The 20,232-nt window shown below is 35.7% G+C and carries 20 protein-coding genes; 9 read left to right on the forward strand and 11 right to left on the reverse strand.

From position 1 onward, the window contains the following. Positions 1-3 precede the first annotated feature (3 nt). From N0B16_RS10785 to N0B16_RS10815, 7 genes are all read right to left on the reverse strand, one after another. Positions 4-1,734 carry a BatD family protein gene (locus N0B16_RS10785; RefSeq protein WP_262990946.1) on the reverse strand — a complete coding sequence of 577 codons (1,731 nt, stop codon included), beginning with the start codon at positions 1,732-1,734 and terminating at the stop codon, positions 4-6. After that, the gene (locus N0B16_RS10790; protein ID WP_262990947.1) at positions 1,734-2,468 is read right to left on the reverse strand and encodes a tetratricopeptide repeat protein; all 735 of its coding nucleotides are present in this window, start codon (positions 2,466-2,468) and stop codon (positions 1,734-1,736) included. The genes N0B16_RS10785 and N0B16_RS10790 overlap by 1 nt, the downstream gene beginning before the upstream one ends. A gap of 88 nt (positions 2,469-2,556) precedes the next feature. Next, positions 2,557-3,564, reverse strand: coding sequence for a vWA domain-containing protein (locus N0B16_RS10795; protein WP_262990948.1), 1,008 nt, complete (start codon positions 3,562-3,564; stop codon positions 2,557-2,559). Then, a complete protein-coding gene (locus N0B16_RS10800) occupies positions 3,564-4,553 on the reverse strand; it encodes a vWA domain-containing protein (RefSeq protein WP_262990949.1) in 990 nt (329 codons plus the stop codon). The genes N0B16_RS10795 and N0B16_RS10800 overlap by 1 nt, the downstream gene beginning before the upstream one ends. Next, positions 4,546-5,442 (reverse strand): BatD family protein, encoded by an 897-nt coding sequence (locus N0B16_RS10805; RefSeq protein ID WP_438265276.1) that lies wholly within the window; start codon positions 5,440-5,442, stop codon positions 4,546-4,548. The genes N0B16_RS10800 and N0B16_RS10805 overlap by 8 nt, the downstream gene beginning before the upstream one ends. Before the next feature lie 35 nt (positions 5,443-5,477). After that, entirely contained in the window at positions 5,478-6,341 is an 864-nt protein-coding gene (locus N0B16_RS10810) for a DUF58 domain-containing protein (RefSeq protein ID WP_262990951.1), read from the reverse strand. A gap of 96 nt (positions 6,342-6,437) precedes the next feature. Next, positions 6,438-7,442: an AAA family ATPase gene (locus N0B16_RS10815; RefSeq protein ID WP_262990952.1), complete on the reverse strand. Its 1,005-nt coding sequence runs from the start codon at positions 7,440-7,442 to the stop codon at positions 6,438-6,440. 247 nt (positions 7,443-7,689) lie between these two features. Between N0B16_RS10815 and N0B16_RS10820 the strand changes: the two genes are divergently transcribed. The 7 genes from N0B16_RS10820 to N0B16_RS10850 all read left to right on the forward strand — a co-directional run bounded on the left by N0B16_RS10820 (position 7,690) and on the right by N0B16_RS10850 (position 14,683). Beyond that, entirely contained in the window at positions 7,690-8,160 is a 471-nt protein-coding gene (locus N0B16_RS10820; RefSeq protein ID WP_262990953.1) for a DinB family protein, read from the forward strand. Positions 8,161-8,229: 69 nt separating this feature from the next. Further along, positions 8,230-9,030, forward strand: a complete 801-nt coding sequence (gene rlmB / locus N0B16_RS10825) for a 23S rRNA (guanosine(2251)-2'-O)-methyltransferase RlmB (protein WP_262990954.1) — start codon at positions 8,230-8,232, stop codon at positions 9,028-9,030. 18 nt (positions 9,031-9,048) lie between these two features. Next, positions 9,049-10,095: a DUF6263 family protein gene (locus tag N0B16_RS10830; RefSeq protein ID WP_262990955.1), complete on the forward strand. Its 1,047-nt coding sequence runs from the start codon at positions 9,049-9,051 to the stop codon at positions 10,093-10,095. Positions 10,096-10,120: 25 nt separating this feature from the next. After that, positions 10,121-10,342, forward strand: a complete 222-nt coding sequence (locus N0B16_RS10835) for a hypothetical protein (protein ID WP_262990956.1) — start codon at positions 10,121-10,123, stop codon at positions 10,340-10,342. Between the two features lie 31 nt (positions 10,343-10,373). Then, a complete protein-coding gene (locus N0B16_RS10840; protein ID WP_262990957.1) occupies positions 10,374-12,932 on the forward strand; it encodes a YfhO family protein in 2,559 nt (852 codons plus the stop codon). 162 nt (positions 12,933-13,094) lie between these two features. Continuing rightward, complete coding sequence (locus N0B16_RS10845) at positions 13,095-13,313, forward strand: GIY-YIG nuclease family protein (RefSeq protein ID WP_368407551.1); 219 nt, start codon at positions 13,095-13,097, stop codon at positions 13,311-13,313. A 53-nt stretch (positions 13,314-13,366) separates the two neighbouring features. Further along, positions 13,367-14,683, forward strand: a complete 1,317-nt coding sequence (locus tag N0B16_RS10850) for a glycosyltransferase family protein (RefSeq protein ID WP_262990958.1) — start codon at positions 13,367-13,369, stop codon at positions 14,681-14,683. Here N0B16_RS10850 and N0B16_RS10855 read toward each other — a convergent pair. Beyond that, positions 14,680-15,315 (reverse strand): hypothetical protein, encoded by a 636-nt coding sequence (locus N0B16_RS10855; RefSeq protein ID WP_262990959.1) that lies wholly within the window; start codon positions 15,313-15,315, stop codon positions 14,680-14,682. The two genes, N0B16_RS10850 and N0B16_RS10855, sit on opposite strands and share 4 nt — an antisense overlap. Positions 15,316-15,443: 128 nt before the next feature. On the opposite strand from N0B16_RS10855, the gene N0B16_RS10860 reads away from it, so the two are divergent. Continuing rightward, positions 15,444-16,406 (forward strand): YpdA family putative bacillithiol disulfide reductase, encoded by a 963-nt coding sequence (locus N0B16_RS10860; protein ID WP_262990960.1) that lies wholly within the window; start codon positions 15,444-15,446, stop codon positions 16,404-16,406. A gap of 60 nt (positions 16,407-16,466) precedes the next feature. On the opposite strand, the gene N0B16_RS10865 is transcribed toward N0B16_RS10860, so the two are convergent. Beyond that, on the reverse strand, positions 16,467-17,240 hold the full coding sequence (locus N0B16_RS10865) for a GLPGLI family protein (RefSeq protein WP_262990961.1): 774 nt from the start codon (positions 17,238-17,240) through the stop codon (positions 16,467-16,469). 10 nt (positions 17,241-17,250) lie between these two features. Then, the gene (locus N0B16_RS10870) at positions 17,251-17,532 is read right to left on the reverse strand and encodes a hypothetical protein (protein ID WP_262990962.1); all 282 of its coding nucleotides are present in this window, start codon (positions 17,530-17,532) and stop codon (positions 17,251-17,253) included. Positions 17,533-17,659: 127 nt separating this feature from the next. Here N0B16_RS10870 and N0B16_RS10875 point away from each other — a divergent pair, with 127 nt between their 5' ends. Beyond that, a complete protein-coding gene (locus tag N0B16_RS10875) occupies positions 17,660-18,019 on the forward strand; it encodes a helix-turn-helix transcriptional regulator (RefSeq protein ID WP_262990963.1) in 360 nt (119 codons plus the stop codon). A gap of 107 nt (positions 18,020-18,126) precedes the next feature. On the opposite strand, the gene N0B16_RS10880 is transcribed toward N0B16_RS10875, so the two are convergent. Beyond that, entirely contained in the window at positions 18,127-20,157 is a 2,031-nt protein-coding gene (locus N0B16_RS10880; protein ID WP_262990964.1) for a TonB-dependent receptor, read from the reverse strand. Between the last annotated feature and the right edge of the window lie 75 nt (positions 20,158-20,232).

Consider the following 20,232-nt stretch of genomic DNA (forward strand, 5'->3'; position numbering starts at 1 on the left):
TGGTTATTTGCTAATTTGAGAATACAAATAGACAATATCTTTCAGAAGTTCACTAATTCCTTCCTTAGATTTGATAGGAGAATATTTTTCGATCTGAATTTTCTGAGAAATCTTCCGGTATTCTTCAGCCAGAGTCAGACCTTTTAAACCTTCTATATATTGACGGAAATCGTCGGCAGAACCTTTTGAATGTTGATTTCTGATTTCAAGGTCGAGTTCTTCCACTGTTTTAAAGAATTGCCCGAAATCTTCTTTTTCTTTCAAAGTTTCAAGATAGGCAAAATAATCCCGCACATCAGTCTTTAAATTTTTTCTGATCTCGTTTTCTGTTTCCGCCACCGATCCTAATACTGGTTTTTGACTTACATTTTCTTTAATTGTAATTCGCTTTTTTTGCCAACTTTTAAATATAAGATATATAAAGAATAATCCGAGCAGTATTCCCAGATTGATAAAAAGTGTATTCCAATTAAATTTATCTTTTTGTTTGATTTTAAACGATGTCGTCTTTAAAACCGGGCTGTTAACGGTTTCTAAAAAGCTGTTAGTATATTCATTTACTTTTTCTACAGTAGACTGAGCTTCCAAAACCTGATCGTGTGACATGGCATTCAAAGAAAGTGTCTGTTCTCCTAAATCCGTATATTCTTTTGCTGCAGGATTAAAGAAAGCGAAATTTTCAGTCCTGATCAAAATGTCACCCGCCTTGTTTGGAATGATAACATAATTTGCCAATATCTCTCCTTTGATCCCGGCCTTTCCGGGCATAACTTTGGAGGTAATTTTGGGAGCAAAAACTTCATAATCCGGAGATAGCTGAATTTTTGGAAGATGCAGATCTGTAAGATTACCTTCCCCCGAAACCTTTACAACAATATGAATAGGTTTTTTAACTTCTATTTTTTCCTGTGAGGCATTGTAAACATTAACACTAAAGTTTCCTACTGCATTTTTAAAACCTACAGGAGCATTGTCGGGCAGTTTTTTTACGCTGAGTTTTACTTTATTGGAAAGTATTTTATTCTTATGAGAGAATGTGTTCACAGAAGCTGAAACAGACGGCACTTCAATATAGCCCGCTTCATTAGGAAAAACCATAAACACTGCTAAAATCTGGGAAGCCATGTTTCCGTATCCTGAAGGATCAATATCAGATTTGATAAAGTTTACAGGATGTACAATGATGTTATCCTGTTTAGGAAGATGAATGTTTTTTACTTTACGGAAGTTATCAATATTTTTCGAGTAGACGCGAAGTACTGCAATTGTCGGCTGATCTTTGTATACCTCTTTATCTTCAATTTCCATATTAAGATAAACATCATCCGAAGCCAGTGTTTTTCTCTCAATATCTTTTACAAAAATATCAAAAGGTTCTGTTTTATATCTTTTATCACTTACGGTCACTAAAACAGAGCCTATTTTTATTTTTCCTTTTTTCTTTGGCTCAAGGGCAAGTCTGGTGATTTTCTGAATGATTACGGTATTGGTTTCCGGGTCTACTAATGTATTGGTGACCGATCCGCTTCCGATAATAGTAAATTTTGATAGATCGGGAAGCTGAAATGCGGTCTGCTGCTCATATTCACCTCCATTCAGTTCCAAAGTAACGGTAAGATTTACGATATCTCTTCCGTTGTATTCATATTTATCTGGCTCTAAGGAAAGATTTACCTGCCCGTAAGTAATTACGGAAGTGCATAACAGGAATATGTACAATAATCTTTCTTTCATCACCAATCTTTCTCGTTGCTGTCGGGCACCGAATAAGATTTTTTATTTAAAATTCTGGCTGCGGTTTCTTTTTCTTTATCCCCTACTTTATTGAGTATCGCTTTTTCAAGGTCTTTCGGCATTTTTCCTTCATCATTTTTGTTGGGATCAGGATCGTTTCCGTCATCACTTTTCCCTTTGCTTTTATTACCATTTCCCTGATCTTTGGGATCGCCTTTCTTGTTGTTGTCTTTCTGTTGGTTTTCTCCGCCGCCGCCTTTGCCGGATTCGTCCTTTTTATTTTCTTTCTTCTTCTGTTCTTTTTCTTTCAATTTGGCAATTTCATAATTCTTTCTGGTTGCTTCATTGTAAGGATCCTGTTTCAGAGACTGTTTAAAATACTCAGCCGCTTTCTCTGGATTATTGGTCTGCATATAGGTATTCCCTAAGTTGTGAAGTGCAGCCGCCTTATCAGGAAGAGTCTGTGATAACTTCTCTGCTTTTTCAAACTCAGCTTTTGCCTCATCATATTTTTTGCTTTTGTATAGCGCGTTTCCCAAATTATAATGTGCAGCAAAATCTTTTTCGTCAGATTTTATGGCTTCCATATATTTTGAAGATGCGGCATCATAGTTTTTACCGTTGAATTTTTGATTGCCTTCATACACCAATGTTCTATAGTTTTCCTGTGCATACAGGAAAGTTTTAAACGAAAAAGCAATAAAAAACGATAAAAATATAATTTTAGTATACATCTTATGCAAAATTATCGGTTTATATGTTAATAAAGCGTGTACAATCTGTTAAAATTGGGTTAAAGTATTGAGATTAAAAATCAGGTTATCAAATGTTGAAATCTCTTTTAGGATTTAATAAAAACAAAAGAAGAAAAAAGAATATCGAAACAGCTAAAAAGTACTGATAATAATGGTTTGCGTTTTGAGACTTTACCATCACTTCACTCGAAGATGACTTTTTACTGAGTGCATCTGCAATTTTATCCGGCGCTTCATTCAGATTGTTTCCGTCAATATATATGCCATCTGTAGATTGTGCCATTTTTACAAGCGCTTCCGTCTGCCTTTTTGAGATCACAGTCTGCCCGTTGCTGTCATTTTTATACCCCATTAACTGACCGTACTCATATTCCGGAACAGGAGCTCCTTCATCAGAACCTATACCGACTGAAATAATGGAAATCCCTTCCTTATTCGCCAATTTTATAGCTTCATTGTCATTTCCTTCGTTATCTTCTCCATCGCTGAAGAACACCACTTTCCTTGAGCCTTTGCTTACATTTTTAAATTTTTGAACCGCTATTTCCATTGCTTTCAGGAAATCTGTTCCCTGGCTTTGTACAGATTGGCTCTCAATGGCATTAATATACGTTTCTGCAGAGTTATAATCAGTCGTAAGAGGCATTATAGAAGTTGCCTGACCTGCAAAAATCACAATTCCCACTTTATCATTTCTGAGTTTATGCATTGTGGCGATCATTACGTTTTTGGCTTCGTTCAGACGGCTCGGCTCAATATCTTCTGCATTCATAGAATTGGAAACATCCAGCATAAAAATAACATTATTCATTTTCTGCTTCGATTTTACTTCTTCCGATCCGCTCAAAAGATCGATGATCGAAAAAATTAAAAATAATGTTGCCAAAAGATATAAAGTCGGAAAAAACTTTGTAAATCCGGATTTTTTCTCAAATAAGGCATCATGAAACTGAAGATCGGCAAAAATCTGCTTCCGCTTCTTTTTCCATTGTAGAAAACGGATCATAAAAAATGCTAAAACCGGCAACACCAATAGTAACAACAAATACCAGTAATTTCCCAAATACCAATTCATCAGCTTAAAAATTTATATAAAACCCATCTCAATATGGCATCGAACAAGAGCATTCCCAAAGCAATCCAAAGAAAAATTTTAAACAGCTCTTCGTAATGATACATATTAGAAACCTTCACATCAGATTTTTCAAGCTGATTGATCTCGTTATATACTTCTTCCAAGCTGCTGTTGGAGGTCGCCCTGAAATATTTTCCGCCCGTATTTTGGGCAATTTCTCTTAAGGTGGCCTCATCAATAGTTACCGGCATTTCTTGGTAAATAAGCCCAAATTCGTCTGCATTTACCGGCATCATGGCAAAACCGTTGGTCCCGATTCCTATGGTATATACTTTTATATTGTTGTTTTTAGCCAGTTCGGCCGCCACTAAAGGAGGCATGACATTAACAATATTACTTACGCCATCAGTCATCAGAATGATAATCTTGCTTTTTGCCTTGCTGTCCTTGATATGATTGACAGCTACTGCAAGACCTTCTCCCACTGCAGTTCCGTCCTGTAATTCCAGAGGATCGATATTTTCAAGTTCATTAATGACGGCATCATGATCAAAAGTAAGCGGAATTTTCGGAAAAGCTTCCATTTTATACGTGACTAAACCGATTCTGTCATTCGGCCTTTTTTTGATAAAATCAACGGCTATTTTTTTTAAAACCGATAAACGGTCCGGGTCAAAATCTTTCGCAAACATACTGAAAGAGACATCTACCGCTAACATAACATCAATTCCTTTCGTCTCATCACGATCCTGTGAAATGGTAAAAGTCCGCGGTCTTGCCATGGCAATAATAAGACCGGAAAGTATGATGTATTTTGACAGTTTCAGCAAAAAAAGAACAGGAAGAATTCCTTTATTGCTATCCATATTGGTGACAGCAGGAACTTTAATACCTTTTCGCTTCCGAGTACTTATATCTTTAATAATAAGCGGAATAAACAGTGCGAAAAGCGCAAGAAACCACGGCGTATAGAATTCAAAATTAAACATCTTTTCTTAAATTTTCAAATTCTAAATCTTTGGAAGACCGTTTCACAAATTCTTTAATATCAATAAAGTCTTTCTCCATGGTCTGCTGATCAGGAAAAGTTTTGGCAAATTTCACCAGGTCTCCGCGGAAAAATACATCTTCAATCACTTTTTCGTTATCCTGAGAAATGGTATTGTTTTCCTTCATTAACTGAACTAAATCATCCGTGAGCAAAACATCCGCAGGAATCTCATATTGTCTGGAAATAAACTGTCTTGAAATATCAATAAGTTCCACATAAAATGAGCGGTAATTTCCGGCTTCTATGTATTTTTTCTTTCTGAGAGACTCCAGTTCTTTCAAGGTTTGATTGGTAGCAACGACAGGTGATGATTTTCTCCTTTTCCCCCATTTTATAAACATGATTACAGCAATAATCAGGGCAATTAAAGATAAAGCGGCTAAAATATACCATTTATACAGCTCCCAATAATCTTTAACATCGAGCTTTACCTCTTTGTTGCTCATAATATCATTAATCTCATCTCCCTTTTGAGCAGTATTTACAACCTCTACTTCGTAGGGAATCGTCTTTAAAACTTTATTTCCTACTTTAAATTCAAGCTCGGGAATTGTAAAATTTCCTTCATCATAGACCGAAAATTCAATGATCCGTTCATACGAATTTGCGTTGATTCCTATACTGTCATTAATTTCTTCAAAATGAAACGGAAGAAGCTCGTCTTTTTGAGCGGCAACGACACCCTGGCTTTGCAGATTATCAATTTTGATTACCATTCGGTTGATTTCCCCTAAAGCAAGAGTTTTCTTTTCCAGATTTGACGAAAGTATCTGTGAAAATGCATTGCCACAGATTATAAAACATAATAGTAAAAGTATTTTTTTCAATTTCTTCATTAGGGCAAATGCCTGAATATTTTATATTATTTTTTCTGAAAATAGCCGTAAAGCAATTTTGAATAATCTTCACCGGTATTGATGTTCATAAAACTTGCAGCGCTATTGGCAAAATCTTCCTCCAGCGTTTTTAATTTCTTTTTCTGCGTTTCGGCAAAAGTGTATCTCCATCTTGCATTGGATGTATTGGCCCAGATTTGTTTACCCGTTTCAGAATCAAATAAAAGGGCATATCCTATATCCGGTATTTCATTATCTTTTTCATCATAAATCCTCATCCCCAATAACTGGTGTTTTTTGGAAGCGACTCTCAATATTTTAGAATCATAATCATCTTCAAAATCTGAAAGCATGAAAACCAGCGATTTTCTTTTAAAAATTCCCATCATATATTCTAACGCCTTATCAATTTTTGAAACTGCAGGAACGTAATCTGCTGTCAAAATATGGCTTATAATGGTAAGAATATGCTTCCTGCCTTTTTGCGGAGGGATTACTCGATATACTTTGTCGGCAAATAAAATCAACCCTACTTTATCATTATTCCCTGCGGCGGAAAATCCCAAACTTGCGGCAATTTCCGCGACATATTCTCTTTTGAGCTGATTTTTTGTTCCATAATCCATTGAGGCTGAAATATCTACCAGAATCATCATTGTTAATTCTCTTTCCTCCTCCATCACTTTCACAAACGGCTCACGAAAACGCGCGGTTTTATTCCAGTCGATTCTGCGGATTTCATCTCCAAACTGGTAAGGGCGCACTTCCGAAAACGTCATTCCCTGCCCTTTAAAAGCACTGTGATATTGTCCCATCAAAGAAGCTTCCGTTTTCTTACGAGTACGGATTTCTATTTGCTTTACTTTTTTGATGATATCTTTAATCTCCATAATCAATTTGAAAATGTGCCAATTTGAGAATTTGAAAAATGATATGGTATTTATAGAAATTTTAAATTACCACATTTCTGAATTTTCAAATTTTATTTAAGGTGCCTGTATTTTGGCTAAAATTCTGTTTACAATTTCTTCAGAAGTAATTTCTTCTGCTTCTGCCTCGAATGTCAAACCGATTCTGTGTCTTAACACATCTTTCGCCAGTTCTTTGACATCTTCAGGAATTACAAATGCTCTTCCTTTCAAAAATGCATACGCTCTGGAAGCAATTGCCAAGTTGATTGATGCTCTTGGAGAAGCTCCAAAACTTATATAATTTTTAAGATCAGAGAGTCCATATTTTTCGGGAAAACGAGTTGCAAAAACCATATCCAGAATGTATTTTTCAATCTTTTCGTCCAGATAAATCTGGTTGACTATAGATTTTGCGGTTACAATATTTTCAAGAGAAATAACCGGTTTTACTTCATATTGATGAGAGGTTGAAACCATTCTCATCACCTTTCTTTCATCTTCAAATTCAGGATAATCGATCTTGCATTTCAGCATAAAACGGTCACTCTGCGCTTCCGGTAAAAGATAAGTTCCTTCCTGGTCAATCGGGTTTTGGGTTGCCAACACCAAGAACGGTTTTGGTAAAGGCATGGTTTCATCTCCGATGGTAACCTGTTTTTCCTGCATTACCTCCAGAAGAGCCGACTGCACTTTTGCCGGAGCACGGTTGATCTCATCCGCCAATACAAAATTGGCAAAGACAGGACCTCTTTTTATAGAAAAATCATTTTCTTTAATATTGTAAATCATCGTCCCAACAACATCTGCCGGTAGAAGGTCGGGCGTAAACTGTATTCTTGAGAAATCACCGTGCACTGCTTCTGCCAAAGTTTTTATGGCCAAAGTTTTTGCCAATCCGGGAACTCCTTCCAGCAAAACATGGCCGTTTCCCAAAAGGCCTACCAAAAGCCTATCGATCATATATTCCTGTCCAATGATGACTTTATTGATTTCCTGCCTTAGAAGGGAAAAGAAATAATTTTGTTCTCTTACTTTTTCTGTAAGCTGGCGAATATCTTCTGCTTGATATGAATCTGACATAATAGATTAAAATAATTGGTAAATTTCTGATAAATACTTGCATTAATAAACATAATTAATGCCATATTTAAGTTAAAATTTGTTAAATATTATCTCCTGTTTATTAGATTCGGAACAGATATACCCAAACATTATATTTTATTAAATTCAAAAACTCATAAAAATATATAAATTTACTTCAAACTCTTATTCAAAAATTGTCATTTCCAGTTTATTAAACTATTTTTGGTGATTAAATTTTTGCAAAATGAATTATCATTTTCAGGCTCACCGACAGGTCAGAAAAAACCTTCTGGAGATCCTGCAGAATACTTCCCATGAAGATCTCTTATTAATTCCGGATGGTTTTAATAATAACCTGTACTGGAATATCGCGCATACCGTTGCCACACAGCAGCTTTTGCATTACTATCTAAGTGGAAACCCTTTCAGAATAGATAAATACTGGATCGAAACCTATAAAAAAGGGACTCTTCCTAATCTCAATGTGCAGAAATCTGAAGTGGAAGATCTTGAATTTCTTTTGACAGAAACTTCGAAGATTCTGATGAAAGATTATGACAGCGATTTCTTTTCAGATTACACTCCCTATACGACAAGTTTCGGGATGGACCTGAAAAGCATTCAGGATGCCATTATTTTTAACAATATGCACGAAAGCCTGCATTACGGATATGCAATGGCACTGAAAAGAGCAATTTTAGGAGAAAAGTCCTAAAAGTACAAGGAAAAGAATCAGGATAAAGAGAAAAAGCATTTTATTCATTTAAAAATAAAAAAATAAATTTTGGACGATTTTCAACATAAAAATTCAAAACCTGAATTCAGAAATTCAGAACCTAATAAAAAGGATGATTTTATCTTCGGATTACGTCCCGTTCTGGAAGCAATAGAAGCCGGAAAAACCATCGATAAAATTTTTGTACAGAATGCGTTGCAGGGAGAGATCTATGCAGAACTGAAAACGGCTTTAGCCCAATATAAAATACGCCCGAACTACGTTCCTGTTGAAAAACTAAACCGGTTCACAAGAAAAAACCATCAAGGTGTCGTAGCGTTTATTTCAGATGTTCCTTTTCACCGGGTAGAAAACATCATTCCTGAATTATTCGAAGAGGGAAAAGTTCCGTTTATTCTGATCTTAGACAGGTTGACTGATGTAAGAAACTTCGGGGCGATCTGCAGAACTGCAGAATGTGTGGGAATTCATGCAGTGGTGATTCCTGAAAAAGGCGGCGCACCGATCAATTCTGATGCGATAAAAACTTCGGCCGGAGCCATGTACAATATTAAAATCTGTAAAGAACCGAATCTGGCGCATACCGTAGATTTTTTACAGCAAAGCGGAATCTCTGTATTCTCAGCAACAGAAAAAGCCCAGAAACTCATTTATGATGTAGATTTTACAGAACCGTGTGCCATTGTAATGGGAAATGAAGAAACCGGAATTTCAAAAGAAGTCCTGCATCATTCTGACGAAAAAATAAAGCTTCCGATCGAAGGAAAAACCCAGTCTTTAAATGTCTCTGTAGCATGTGGCGCCATTCTATATGAAGCGGTAAGACAAAAAATAACTAAAATCAAGTAATCCATTTAATATCATCCAATGAAAAATATAGCAGCATTAGCATTCATTTCTATAGCCCTCATTTCTTGTAAAAAAGAGACCGCCACCATCACCAAAGTAGATCCTAAAACCGGAAAAACCATTACGGTAGAAGTTCCTGCAGATTCTGTAAAAGAAATAACGGCAAATCCTGCCATTAAAGATTCTCTCGGAATTTATACGCAGACTTTCAAACTTGAGAAAGGAAAAACATATCCTTTGACCACTTATCAGAGAGACGTAAAAACCATGTCTGATCCCCAAGGAAAAACCATTAACGGAACCAGCGAATCAACTGACGAAATGAGCTTTACCGTAAATGATGTAAAAAACGGAATTTATGACATCACCATCAACCTCATCGGGAAAAGAAACTCCCAAAGTGCAGAAGGAAAAACCATTGTAGTCGATACCAAACAGCCTATTCCGAAGGAAGATAACCTGAAAATGATCTGGAATGTGAACCGCGCGCTTACCGGTAACAAACTGAATATGAAAATGGATACCAAAGGAAATGTCATATCAATTACAGGTTTCGATGCGATTTATACCAAAATCACAAATGCACTGGGAACTTTGATTAAAGATGCGAATCAGAAAGCAAGTGTAGTTGCAAGCCTTAAAGAAAGTTTTAATGAAAAAGTATTAAAACAGCAATTCGGAAAAAACCTTACGATTATCCCTAAAAAAGGAGTCAAAATAGGAGAAAAATGGTCTGAAAGTGAAAATGCCGATCCGAGCGGAAAAATAAAGGTGACTTCTAATTATGTTTTGAAAAGTGTAGGAAACGGTATTGCTGAAATTTCTGTAACCGGCGGAATTCCTAAAAAAGAAGAGAAAAAAACTCAGGGTCCGATGACGCACAGCATCAGCAGTGAGCTGGCTCAGAACGGAACCATAAAATTTGATCAGAACACGGGTTGGATTACCAATCAGAATATCAGCGTAAAAACCACGCAGATTGAAACGATTTCTGACGGAAAACAGTCTCAATCGATGAAAAGCGTTTCCAATTCGTCGGTAATGGTAAACCCGTCTTCAAAATAACTGACGTTCATTAAAATTTAAGGATATGAAACTCATTTTTGAGCTTATACTCGCAGCGATTATTATTTTCTTTGTCTGGAATATTCTGAAAAGGATTTTCTTTACGGCATTTTATAAATACACCGGTTTTAAACCTAATAATCAGCAGCAGGACATTAAAAACTCAAATAAAAAAGTTGAAAAAAAAGTAAACTGGGACGCAGAAACTGTGGACTATGAAGAAATAAAGGAAAATCAGAAAAGATAAATTCCGTTACAATAAAAGAGCAAAACCCGATATGGCGAAAAATAAAAACTTGATTTATATTGCAATTTCAATTGTTGCATTTTTAGTTTTGGCATTTTTATATTCCACCCCCGTTCTCACCGGCAAGCAGCTTTTTCAGCACGATATCGTTCAGTATAAAGGAGGCGCGAAAGAACTCCTGGATTACAGAGCGGCGCATGATAAAGAAACGTACTGGAGCGATTCTATGTTTGGCGGGATGCCTACGTATCAGATGGGAGGCCGTTTTGATGGAGATATTATCAAAAAAATCGACAGTTACCTAAACATTTTGCCGAGACCGGTCAATTATCTTTTCCTTCTTTTTGCAGGTTTTTTCTTATTAGGAATGGTCGTGGTCAGAAACTGGAAATATGCGCTTTTAGGAGCTACTTTTTTCGGTCTTTCTACCTATTTTTATATTATTATTGCAGCCGGACACAACGGAAAAGTAAATACCATTGAGTATTTTGCGCCTCTTCTGGCCGGGATTCTTCTAGTATATATCCGCAAAAAATATATTACAGGATTTATTATCACTACCCTTTTCTTCGGATTGCAGGTAGCTGCCAATCATCCGCAGATGACTTATTATCTTTTTCTTGGCTTAGGATTTTTATTTTTATCTGAATTAATCAGAGCTGTTCTTAAGAAAGTTCCGATGAAACATTTCCTTATTTCATCAGCAGTGATCGGTTTTTCACTGGCAATCGGTGTAGGAATGAATTCCCAGAGAATCATGGCCAATTCAGAGTATATCAAAGAAACAATAAGAGGAAAGCAGATTTTAACTAACGATGCGAACACTGCAGGAAATACCGGACTCGACAAAGAGAGCATTCTTTTATGGAGCTATGGAAAGCTGGAAACCTTAAATCTCTTTATCCCAAGATTAATGGGAGGCGGAAGCCAAGAACCTGAAGCCGCAGAAATGATGGGAAAAGTTCAGGAGTTGGTTCAGGAAAATGTCAGTTCCCAGGAAGAGATGAATACGATGTCTGAGAATATTTCCAAAGGATTTAGCGGAGCTACGTATTGGGGAGATCAGCCGGGAACTTCCGGGCCGGCTTATCAGGGAGCCGTTGTTTGTTTCCTTGCTATTTTAGGATTCTTCTTTGCCGGAAAAAAATACCGTTACTGGATTTTGGGAGCCACCATTTTGACGATTCTTCTCGCATGGGGAAGCAATTTCATGCCGCTTTCGAATTTATTTATTGATTTCGTTCCGTTTTACAGCAAATTTAGAGCGCCTTCTTCTATTTTGGTGGTCGTAGAACTATTATTTCCATTAATTGCCATCATAGGATTATACAGGTTTTATACAGACTCAACATTAGAACAGGAATATAAAAAGAAGATTCTTTTGTATGTAAGTGGCGGAACTTTAGGCTTACTTTTAATCTTGCTGCTTTTCGGAAAATCTTTGTTAGGGTTTCATACCGATAACGAAAAAGCCTATTTCCCTCCTTTCCTTCTGGATTATTTTGTGGAAGAAAGATTTAAATTATTCAGGATTGACGCCATAAAAGCATTCATTTACGTTTTGATTACTGCCGGAGTTTTATTTTTAAGCTTAAAACAGAAGCTGAGTCAGAATTTCGCATTAATTATCATCGGAGCTGTAAGTTTATTTGACCTGTGGATGGTAAACAAACGTTATCTGAACGATGAAAATTATGTTGATAAAATCTTTGCAGAAAATCCTTTCCAAACGGAAGGTTCCGATTATCTGGCTGAAAAAGTAGGAAACAACCCGAATCTGCAATCGATATTATCAAGTATTCCTGTCAATAAAACACTGGAAACCATTTCGGAAAAAGACAAGAATCATTACAGAATCTACAATCAGGTTCTGGGTGTTTCTGGAGAAACCAATACTTCCTATTTTAAATCTTCAATCGGAGGGTATCATGCCGTAAGACTCAGACGCTATGATGATGTAATGAATGAATACATTACTGCAGTTGATAGTATTAAAACCCCAAAAATCCTGAATCTTCTGAATACCAAATACATGGTTTTCGGAAATCCTGAGCAGCCGCAAGTGGTTCCTAATCCCAATACTAACGGTAATGCATGGTTTGTTTCAGAAGTCAGAGTGGCCAATTCTCCCGATGAAGAGCTGAAATTAATAGGGGAAGTAGATACTAAAAAAGTTGCAATCGTGGGAAAAGAAGATGGAAAACAGTTTCTAAACAGAGACAAATATATCTTGCCCGATTCTACAGCTTCCATCAGTCTGACAAAATATGAAGCCAACGAACTGGAATTTAAATCCCGTTCAAAAACCCCGCAATTAGCTGTTTTTTCGGAAATTTATTATCCTCACGGCTGGAAAATGTTTGTGGACGGAAAAGAAGTTCCTTACCTTAAAGCAGATTACTTGTTACGCGCAGTACATGTTCCCGCAGGAGACCACAACATCAGAATGATTTTTGAGCCCGAAGTGATTGAAACCGGAAAATGGATTTCTCTACTATGCTTTGCCGTATTTATATTATTAAGTGCTTTCGGAATTTTCTGGCTGAATAAAAATAAGAAAAAGGAAATTACGCTTGACAGTCAAATTTAGTATTTGTTATTCTGAACGAAGCAAGGCGCAGTGAAGAATCTTAAATAACTAAAAACAATCTATCGAAAACACACAATATGAAAACTTTAGGTAGTCACAATTATTACGTCTATATTTTGACTAATAAAACAAAAACAGTATTATACTGGTGTAACTAATGATTTGAGAAAGAGATTATATTGGCATCAAAACCCAGAAACTATAGAAAAAAGCTTTACTTATAAATATAAATGTTTTTTCCTGATTTATTACGAACATTTTAGCGATGTTGATACGGCAATAAACAGAGAAAAACAAATAAAAGGTTGGGCAAGAATTAAAAAAGATAATATAATTAAAGGATTCAATCCAAGCTGGAAATTTTTGAATGATGAAATTTAACGAGATTCTTCATTACGCTTTGCTCCATTCAGAATGACAAAGAATTGATATTAATGGAACCAAAAAAAATCCTTATCATCACTTATTACTGGCCTCCTGCAGGAGGACCGGGAGTACAGCGATGGCTGAAATTTGCAAAATACCTTCCTGATTTTGGCTGGATTCCTATTATTTACACTCCTGAAAACCCAAGCTATCCATTATTGGACGAAAGCCTGCTGAAAGACATTCCGGAAAATATAGAAGTTATAAAAACAAAGATCTGGGAACCCTATCAACTGGCAGAAAAACTGAATAAGAGCAATAAAAAATTTAAAGCCGGGCAGTTTGACGTAGGGCAACATCAAAGCTGGAAATCAAAACTTTCAATCTGGGTGCGCGGAAATTTTTTTATTCCGGATGCGCGGATTTTTTGGGTAAAACCTTCCGTGAAATTTTTAGAAAAATATTTAAAAGAAAATAAAATCGACGTGGTGGTTACTTCAGGGCCTCCCCACTCTTTGCATCTGATCGGTTTAAACTTAAAAAATAAGTTCCCAACCTTAAAATGGATTGCCGATTTTCGTGATCCGTGGACGGAGATTTCTTATTACAAACATTTAAAACTTACTCAAAACTCTGATAGAAAACATCGTCAATTAGAAAGTGATGTTTTTAAAAATGCAGACATTACCTTGGCAACAAGTTACACCGATGCCGAAAATTTCAGAAAAAACGGTGCAAACGCGTTTTGTATTACCAATGGTTTTGATGAGAGTGATTCATCAGGAAACGCTATAGAGTCAAATACTGAAACATTTAGACCCTCAAATACTTCTGCAAAATTTACCTTAAGCTACATCGGTGTTCTGGAACAGCTCAGAAACCCTGAAAATCTCTGGAAAGCTCTTAACGAATTGATTAAAAATAGTAAGGAATTTGCAGAGAATTTCACTTTGAAGTTTGTGGGAAGAATTGATGATAAAATTCTTAATTCGATTGACAATTCATTATTAAAAGATCACATACAGAATTTAGGATATCTTTCTCATGACAAGGCGATTGACGAAATGGCTACCTCTTCACTGCTATTAATTACCAATTTTCCAAATGATTCGTCAAAAGGCATTATTCCCGGAAAAATATTTGAGTATTTGGCGACCGGGAAACAGATTATTTCATTTGGGCCATCTGAAGCTGATGTTTCAAAAATTTTAAAAGAAACACATGCCGGGAAACATTTCAGTTATGAAGATTCTGAATCTGTTAAAAGTTTTATTATGGAAAAATTTGACCTTTGGAAGAATGGCCAATTGGAAAATAATACAGGAAACATCACACAGTTTTCCAGAAAAACACTCACAAAGAAATTGGCGGATATTTTAGATTAAATCGTCCATTTATCATTGATTACCGCAACCAGATAATATTTTCCCTGAAATTGCTCAAATACCAGACGAAGGGTATTCCAATCCAGTTCATTGTTTTTTCCGACCGGCTTGATATAGTTTTCGGTAAAGTCGGTATCCGGATAAATCTCTTTTAAATTATTAAGCGAATTTCCTCCTGCCTGAAACGCATTGAGAGTATAACTTGACTGCGTAAAATCTTTGACAAATACCCAATTATTTAAATATTCTTTAATTGTGGATTGGTGTGCATCACCCGATCCGTCTCGCGCTCCCCACGTGAAAACCGTTTTTGTCGGCAGATATTTTATAAAATCTGCTTTAGAAAAATTTTTATCTTCATTCACGCTGATGAATGCATACATCGAGAAACGTACTCCTTTTTCAGGATGTATAAATTCTGCAAAGTGTTTGTAATTTTTGGTTTTTAAAGCATGAAGAATTTCATCATTTATTTTTTTTACGCTTTCTTCTTTAGAGGTAGAAATTTCAGGCTTATGATTTTTAACCGAATGTTCCGTAAGAGAATCAGAATGATTCTGAACCGGCTTCGGCTCATTTTTCTTACATCCTATTATTGTTGATATAATAATAAAAAAAAATACTCTTTTCATTTTGAATTTTGATTGACAAAAGGACAAAACCGATGCCACTTTTATGATCCCTATTCACAAATAATAAAAAAGCGAAATTTGCCCGAAACTGAAAATACAGGTTTGACGCAATTCCGTACATTTGTGATATGGAAATTCTGGATATTCTCATCATCGGAGCCGGACCTATCGGTTTAAACTGCGCGCTTGAAGCAGAGAAAAATGATCTCACTTACATCATCATCGAGAAAGGAACAATTGTTAATTCATTATACCGTTATCCTTTATATATGAGGTTTTTTTCGACCGCAGAAAAACTGGAAATTGCAAAAATCCCGTTCATTTCGACCGCTCCAAAACCTGGAAGACAGGAAGCCTTAGAATATTATCAGGGAATTGCCAGACAAAAAAACCTCAATATCAATTTGTATGAGAAAGTTGTAAACGTGACCAAACAAAATGATATTTTTCACATTGAAACTTCAAAAGCAGAATACCGGGCAAAAAACGTCATTATCTCAACCGGTTTTTACGACATCCCGAATATGATGAATATTCCGGGTGAGAATCTCGATAAGGTAAAACATTATTACACGGAACCTTATCCGTATGCAAGACAGAAAATTGTGGTCATAGGATCGAGCAATTCTGCAGTGGATGCCGCATTGGAAACCTACCGTAAAGGTGCTGAAGTCACCATGATTGTACGGCATTCTGAGATTTCGGAAAGTGTAAAATACTGGGTAAAACCCGACATTGAAAACAGAATTGCTGAAGGAAGCATTACAGCGTATTTTAATTCTGAACTGATGGAAATCAAAGAGCATACTGTTGTTTTTAAAAATGAAAAAGGGGAAACCAACGAAATTGAAAATGATTTTGTACTCGCAATGACAGGCTATCTTCCCGATTTTGATTTTTTGAAAAATTCGGGAATCGAGTTGCAGGGAGAGTGTCTAAACCCTCTGTATCATCCTGAAACGATGGAAACGAATGTAAAAAACCTCTATTTGGCGGGTGTGGTCTGTGGCGGAAAAGACACGCATCTCTGGTTCATCGAAAACTCAAGGATTCATGCGGAGATGATCGTGAAAAGTATTCTTTCTAAATAAATATTCTATCATTTGTCATTCTGAGAAAACTGGATACGATCTTTAATTAAATCGTACTTTTTATTTTTCAATTTCCCATTCAAATACTTTTTCTAATCCCGGTCTGTATTTGGGTTTGCCAGATTCCATTTTAGTACCTTCCGGCATTTTGGCAAGAATGTCAGACATTTCTTTTTTCTGTATACCTTCTTTAATTTCTATAAATTCCTTCATGTTTATTTTAGGATAATTATTGAATTGAGGATTAAAATTTATTTTAGTATCTATATTCAACTCAACTTTTTCAGCTTTCCAGATATTATAATTATTATTGTCTTCCCTGATATCCAAAATTACTCCAGGTAGACCATAAAATTTATATGGACCTGCAGAATATGGCAATTCTTTTGTGAAATATGCAGTCACATTAGTTCCTCTGAATTTTGCAGTTGCTTTGAGACAGCTATATCCCAATATTTTTTTTGTTTGAGCCTTATCTATTTTCCAATTTGGAATTGCCACGTTATCATGTATGAAATATTCAGTATCTCGTATATCAGCCGTAAAAAAGAAATCTTTCACTTTATCACTATTTTTATTTTTAGAAATAAAATAATTTTTAGTAAAAGGTTTATTGCTTTTTCTGATAGCAGACAAAGTCCCTGAAGTATTTATATTTATGATGGAATCCTGAATAGAAATTACATGATCGCCTTTAATGTATAAATCTTCATATAAAGTAGCAATCGGCGACCTTACGTGAAGATATTTTACATGGACTTGCTGTTGTGCAAATCCATGTAAAAAAAATACCGTGAAAAAAATTACTGAATATATTTTTTTTAAAGTAATCATTGGAGTACGATTAAGGTTCAATTGTAAATCCAGAATTTGCCAGATTCCACTGTACAAAAGATTGATAAGCTTGACAAGAACTTATTGTCGGTGCATCTGTTATAAACCATTGCGTACCTGTAACGTTGCCTTTAGGATCATAAAAAGTTACGAAAACTCCACAAAGTCTTAAAGTCTTTTCACTTTTTTCGGTTTTCAATTCTTGTACTTCTTTTGGTACTTTAGTTTCTGCATTTTTAGCATTTACCAATCCCGCAGCTACGAACGCTGCCATTAATAAGATTTTTTTCATTGTGTTTAATTTTAATTGTTTGAACACTTCAAAATTAAAAAATAAATTATTTAAAAAATGATATTCCTTTTGCGATTTGATTGCGATTTTTCGCAAAAACTTTATCTTTACGCTAAACTTTATAAAAATGGAGAAAACAAAACTGATTGAAGTTCGCAAAAGAAAAAATATGAGTCAGGAGAAAATGGCGGATATTCTTTGTATGGATGTTTCAAACTATAACAGAAGAGAAAAAGGAACAGCCAAAATTTCTTTACAAGAATGGCAGAAAATTGCAGAAACTTTAGAAATTCCATTGGAAGAAATTTACGAAAACGAAGAAAGTTTAGTTTTTATTTTTAATGATAATTCAACAGGAAATGGAAATGGAGTTGGAAATATAAATAATTATAATATCCCGCTTTCCATTTGGGAATCTCAGAAAAAATATATCGAAAAGCTGGAAGCTGAAATCGAAAGCTTAAAAGCGGAAATCGATAAAAAATAACGAGTATTCATAAAAAGTTCGGCGAAATCTTCGATTTCGCCGAACTTTTTATTTTCAGCTGAAAAAACACAAAAGATTTCTTAATTGTTACACCCTTCACAATGACATTAGAATTCGGTTTTCACGCCAAAAACAAAATTTCTTTTCGCAGCAGGATTATAATATCGGTTTCCGAAAGCGTTGATGTCAAAACCTGAAACATATTCAGTATTATACACATTCTGGATCTGCAGGGATAAGTAAAATCTTGACTTTTCAAAATCTACCGAAACCCTGAATTGAATATTTCCTACAATGCTTGATTCTGACCATACGGAATTAGCATCATTCAGAGGTAATTTTGAAGTATAAAAATGAGAATACTCTACGGAAAGCTTTTTAAAAAACGTAAAATTCAGCAAACTATTGATCGTCGTCCTGGGAACTCCCGTGATATCATTTCCTGAGAAGTCATCTGCATTCTGCCGGTAATTATTAAATTTGAAATGATAAAAACTCCCCGAAAATCTGAATTTAAAAAAGCTCAAAAAATCATTTTTAAGATTAAAATTTTTTGATTCCAATAAAACTTCAACGCCTTTCTGCACTGTTTCACCGGAATTGACAAAATACTCCTGTCCCGCTTCATTTTGCCGTCTTACAATGGCATCTTTCATCCTGAAATCAAAATAATTTGCTTCTGTAAAAATAAAATTTCCAAACTGTTTTCTGATTCCGATTTCTTTGTTCCAGCCGGATTCCGGATCTAAATTGATATTAAATTCCTGACTGGAAGAACGGATTTCTTCATTCGTGGGTGCAGAATTTCCCTTCCCTATTTTTCCTCTTAAAGAAAATCCTTTGGCAAAAAGATACGTGATCCCAACATTGGGAAGCCATTGGTTTTTAAATGTCTTATTTCCATACTGGGAATTAGGAAAAACCCTTTCAAACTGATAAGAAGCAGCGTTTAAGCTGACAGATATATCGGTAAATAACTTTTCATTAAAATTTAATCTCTGTGAAAGAAAATAAAACCCGGAAGTATATTTTAACCGGTCAAAATTCTGCGGTTTTCCTTCTGTCCCTTTATTGTTATCAAAATTTTTAATGAAAACAGATTGCGTTCCGCCTTCAAACCCGAAACGCCATTCTGCCATCAGGTTTTGCCAATCTTTTTTGTAATTGAAATGGGTTCTTACTGCAAAATTACGTTCAAAGCGATTTTCAAAATTGGTAATAAACGGATTCTCAAAATCTACATATGAACCCTGAATCATGATAAAATGTGATAAGCCCGGAGTAAGATCGATATGATGCGAAATTCCTGCTAAAATCATCTTGTTCCGAATCCCCGCATCCTGCTCTATGGCTCCGGGAACTGCTGTTGTGGAAGGTCTCGCCTGCTTTCTGTTGCTCTGCATTTGCGCTAAAGTCAAACCACCCGGAGTTTCATAATCGAGATCAGAAACCACAACCATCGCTTTTAAGTCTGTCTTTTTTGAATAGTGAAAATGGTCTTTAATAAAAATTTGTTTCCTTTCCACAGCCGACTGTTCGCGGTAGGAATCTGTGCGGTAATAGTTCTGAAAAATCTGAAAAAAGTGCTTTCCAAGCTGTTTGGAAAAATTAATGCTTTCATTAAACATCCCATAACTTCCGGTTGAGAGATTGGCCGATAATTTTTCTGAATTCGCAGTCTGCAATAGTACTGTTCCGCCGGTAACGGCCCCGAAATCACCACTTTCAGGACCTTTGAAAATCTCTATCCGATCAATCAACTCAGGAGAAATCACATTAAAATAGGTATTTCCTGAAGCATCTGAAACTATAAAATCATCCAGATATACTTTAATATTCCTGACTCCGAAAGGCGATCTCAAGGTACTTCCGCGAACAGAAATACGGTAGCTTCCCGGTGAACGTTCTTCCATTCTTACTCCTGCAATCTGATTCATAGATTCAAGCATCCTTTCGGGTGTGTTTTGATGTAATAAGCTTTCGGAAACAACAGCAGCCGATTTGGTAGAAGATATAAATGCTGCCGGTTTTTGATAGGCATCAATCTGTACTTCCGGGATCGAAACCACAGAGTCTTTCTTTTGAGAAAAAGCGAGGGAAGCCAAACAGATAAAAGTTGCACAATAGAATCTGATCATTAAAAAAGGGGTTGTCTCTTATATTAGCAAATAGCGTACAGTTTAGACATAATCATGGCAAAACGAAAAGAAAGT

Origin of the sequence: Chryseobacterium gilvum, from assembly GCF_025628965.1 — a bacterium.
Classification (GTDB): Bacteria; Bacteroidota; Bacteroidia; order Flavobacteriales; family Weeksellaceae; genus Chryseobacterium; species Chryseobacterium gilvum.

What these genes read in the sequence shown, in the direction of transcription:
- N0B16_RS10860 (WP_262990960.1), top strand. Translation starts at nt 15,444, where the DNA reads ATGGAAATTCTGGATATTCTCATCATCGGAGCCGGACCTATCGGTTTA.
- N0B16_RS10810 (WP_262990951.1), bottom strand. Translation starts at nt 6,341, where the DNA reads ATGGAGATTAAAGATATCATCAAAAAAGTAAAGCAAATAGAAATCCGT.
- N0B16_RS10800 (WP_262990949.1), bottom strand. Translation starts at nt 4,553, where the DNA reads ATGTTTAATTTTGAATTCTATACGCCGTGGTTTCTTGCGCTTTTCGCA.
- N0B16_RS10830 (WP_262990955.1), top strand. Translation starts at nt 9,049, where the DNA reads ATGAAAAATATAGCAGCATTAGCATTCATTTCTATAGCCCTCATTTCT.
- N0B16_RS10790 (WP_262990947.1), bottom strand. Translation starts at nt 2,468, where the DNA reads ATGTATACTAAAATTATATTTTTATCGTTTTTTATTGCTTTTTCGTTT.
- N0B16_RS10835 (WP_262990956.1), top strand. Translation starts at nt 10,121, where the DNA reads ATGAAACTCATTTTTGAGCTTATACTCGCAGCGATTATTATTTTCTTT.
- N0B16_RS10785 (WP_262990946.1), bottom strand. Translation starts at nt 1,734, where the DNA reads ATGAAAGAAAGATTATTGTACATATTCCTGTTATGCACTTCCGTAATT.
- N0B16_RS10865 (WP_262990961.1), bottom strand. Translation starts at nt 17,240, where the DNA reads ATGATTACTTTAAAAAAAATATATTCAGTAATTTTTTTCACGGTATTT.
- N0B16_RS10820 (WP_262990953.1), top strand. Translation starts at nt 7,690, where the DNA reads ATGAATTATCATTTTCAGGCTCACCGACAGGTCAGAAAAAACCTTCTG.
- N0B16_RS10855 (WP_262990959.1), bottom strand. Translation starts at nt 15,315, where the DNA reads ATGAAAAGAGTATTTTTTTTTATTATTATATCAACAATAATAGGATGT.
- N0B16_RS10880 (WP_262990964.1), bottom strand. Translation starts at nt 20,157, where the DNA reads ATGATCAGATTCTATTGTGCAACTTTTATCTGTTTGGCTTCCCTCGCT.
- N0B16_RS10875 (WP_262990963.1), top strand. Translation starts at nt 17,660, where the DNA reads ATGGAGAAAACAAAACTGATTGAAGTTCGCAAAAGAAAAAATATGAGT.
- N0B16_RS10870 (WP_262990962.1), bottom strand. Translation starts at nt 17,532, where the DNA reads ATGAAAAAAATCTTATTAATGGCAGCGTTCGTAGCTGCGGGATTGGTA.
- N0B16_RS10815 (WP_262990952.1), bottom strand. Translation starts at nt 7,442, where the DNA reads ATGTCAGATTCATATCAAGCAGAAGATATTCGCCAGCTTACAGAAAAA.
- N0B16_RS10850 (WP_262990958.1), top strand. Translation starts at nt 13,367, where the DNA reads ATGGAACCAAAAAAAATCCTTATCATCACTTATTACTGGCCTCCTGCA.
- N0B16_RS10795 (WP_262990948.1), bottom strand. Translation starts at nt 3,564, where the DNA reads ATGAATTGGTATTTGGGAAATTACTGGTATTTGTTGTTACTATTGGTG.
- N0B16_RS10840 (WP_262990957.1), top strand. Translation starts at nt 10,374, where the DNA reads ATGGCGAAAAATAAAAACTTGATTTATATTGCAATTTCAATTGTTGCA.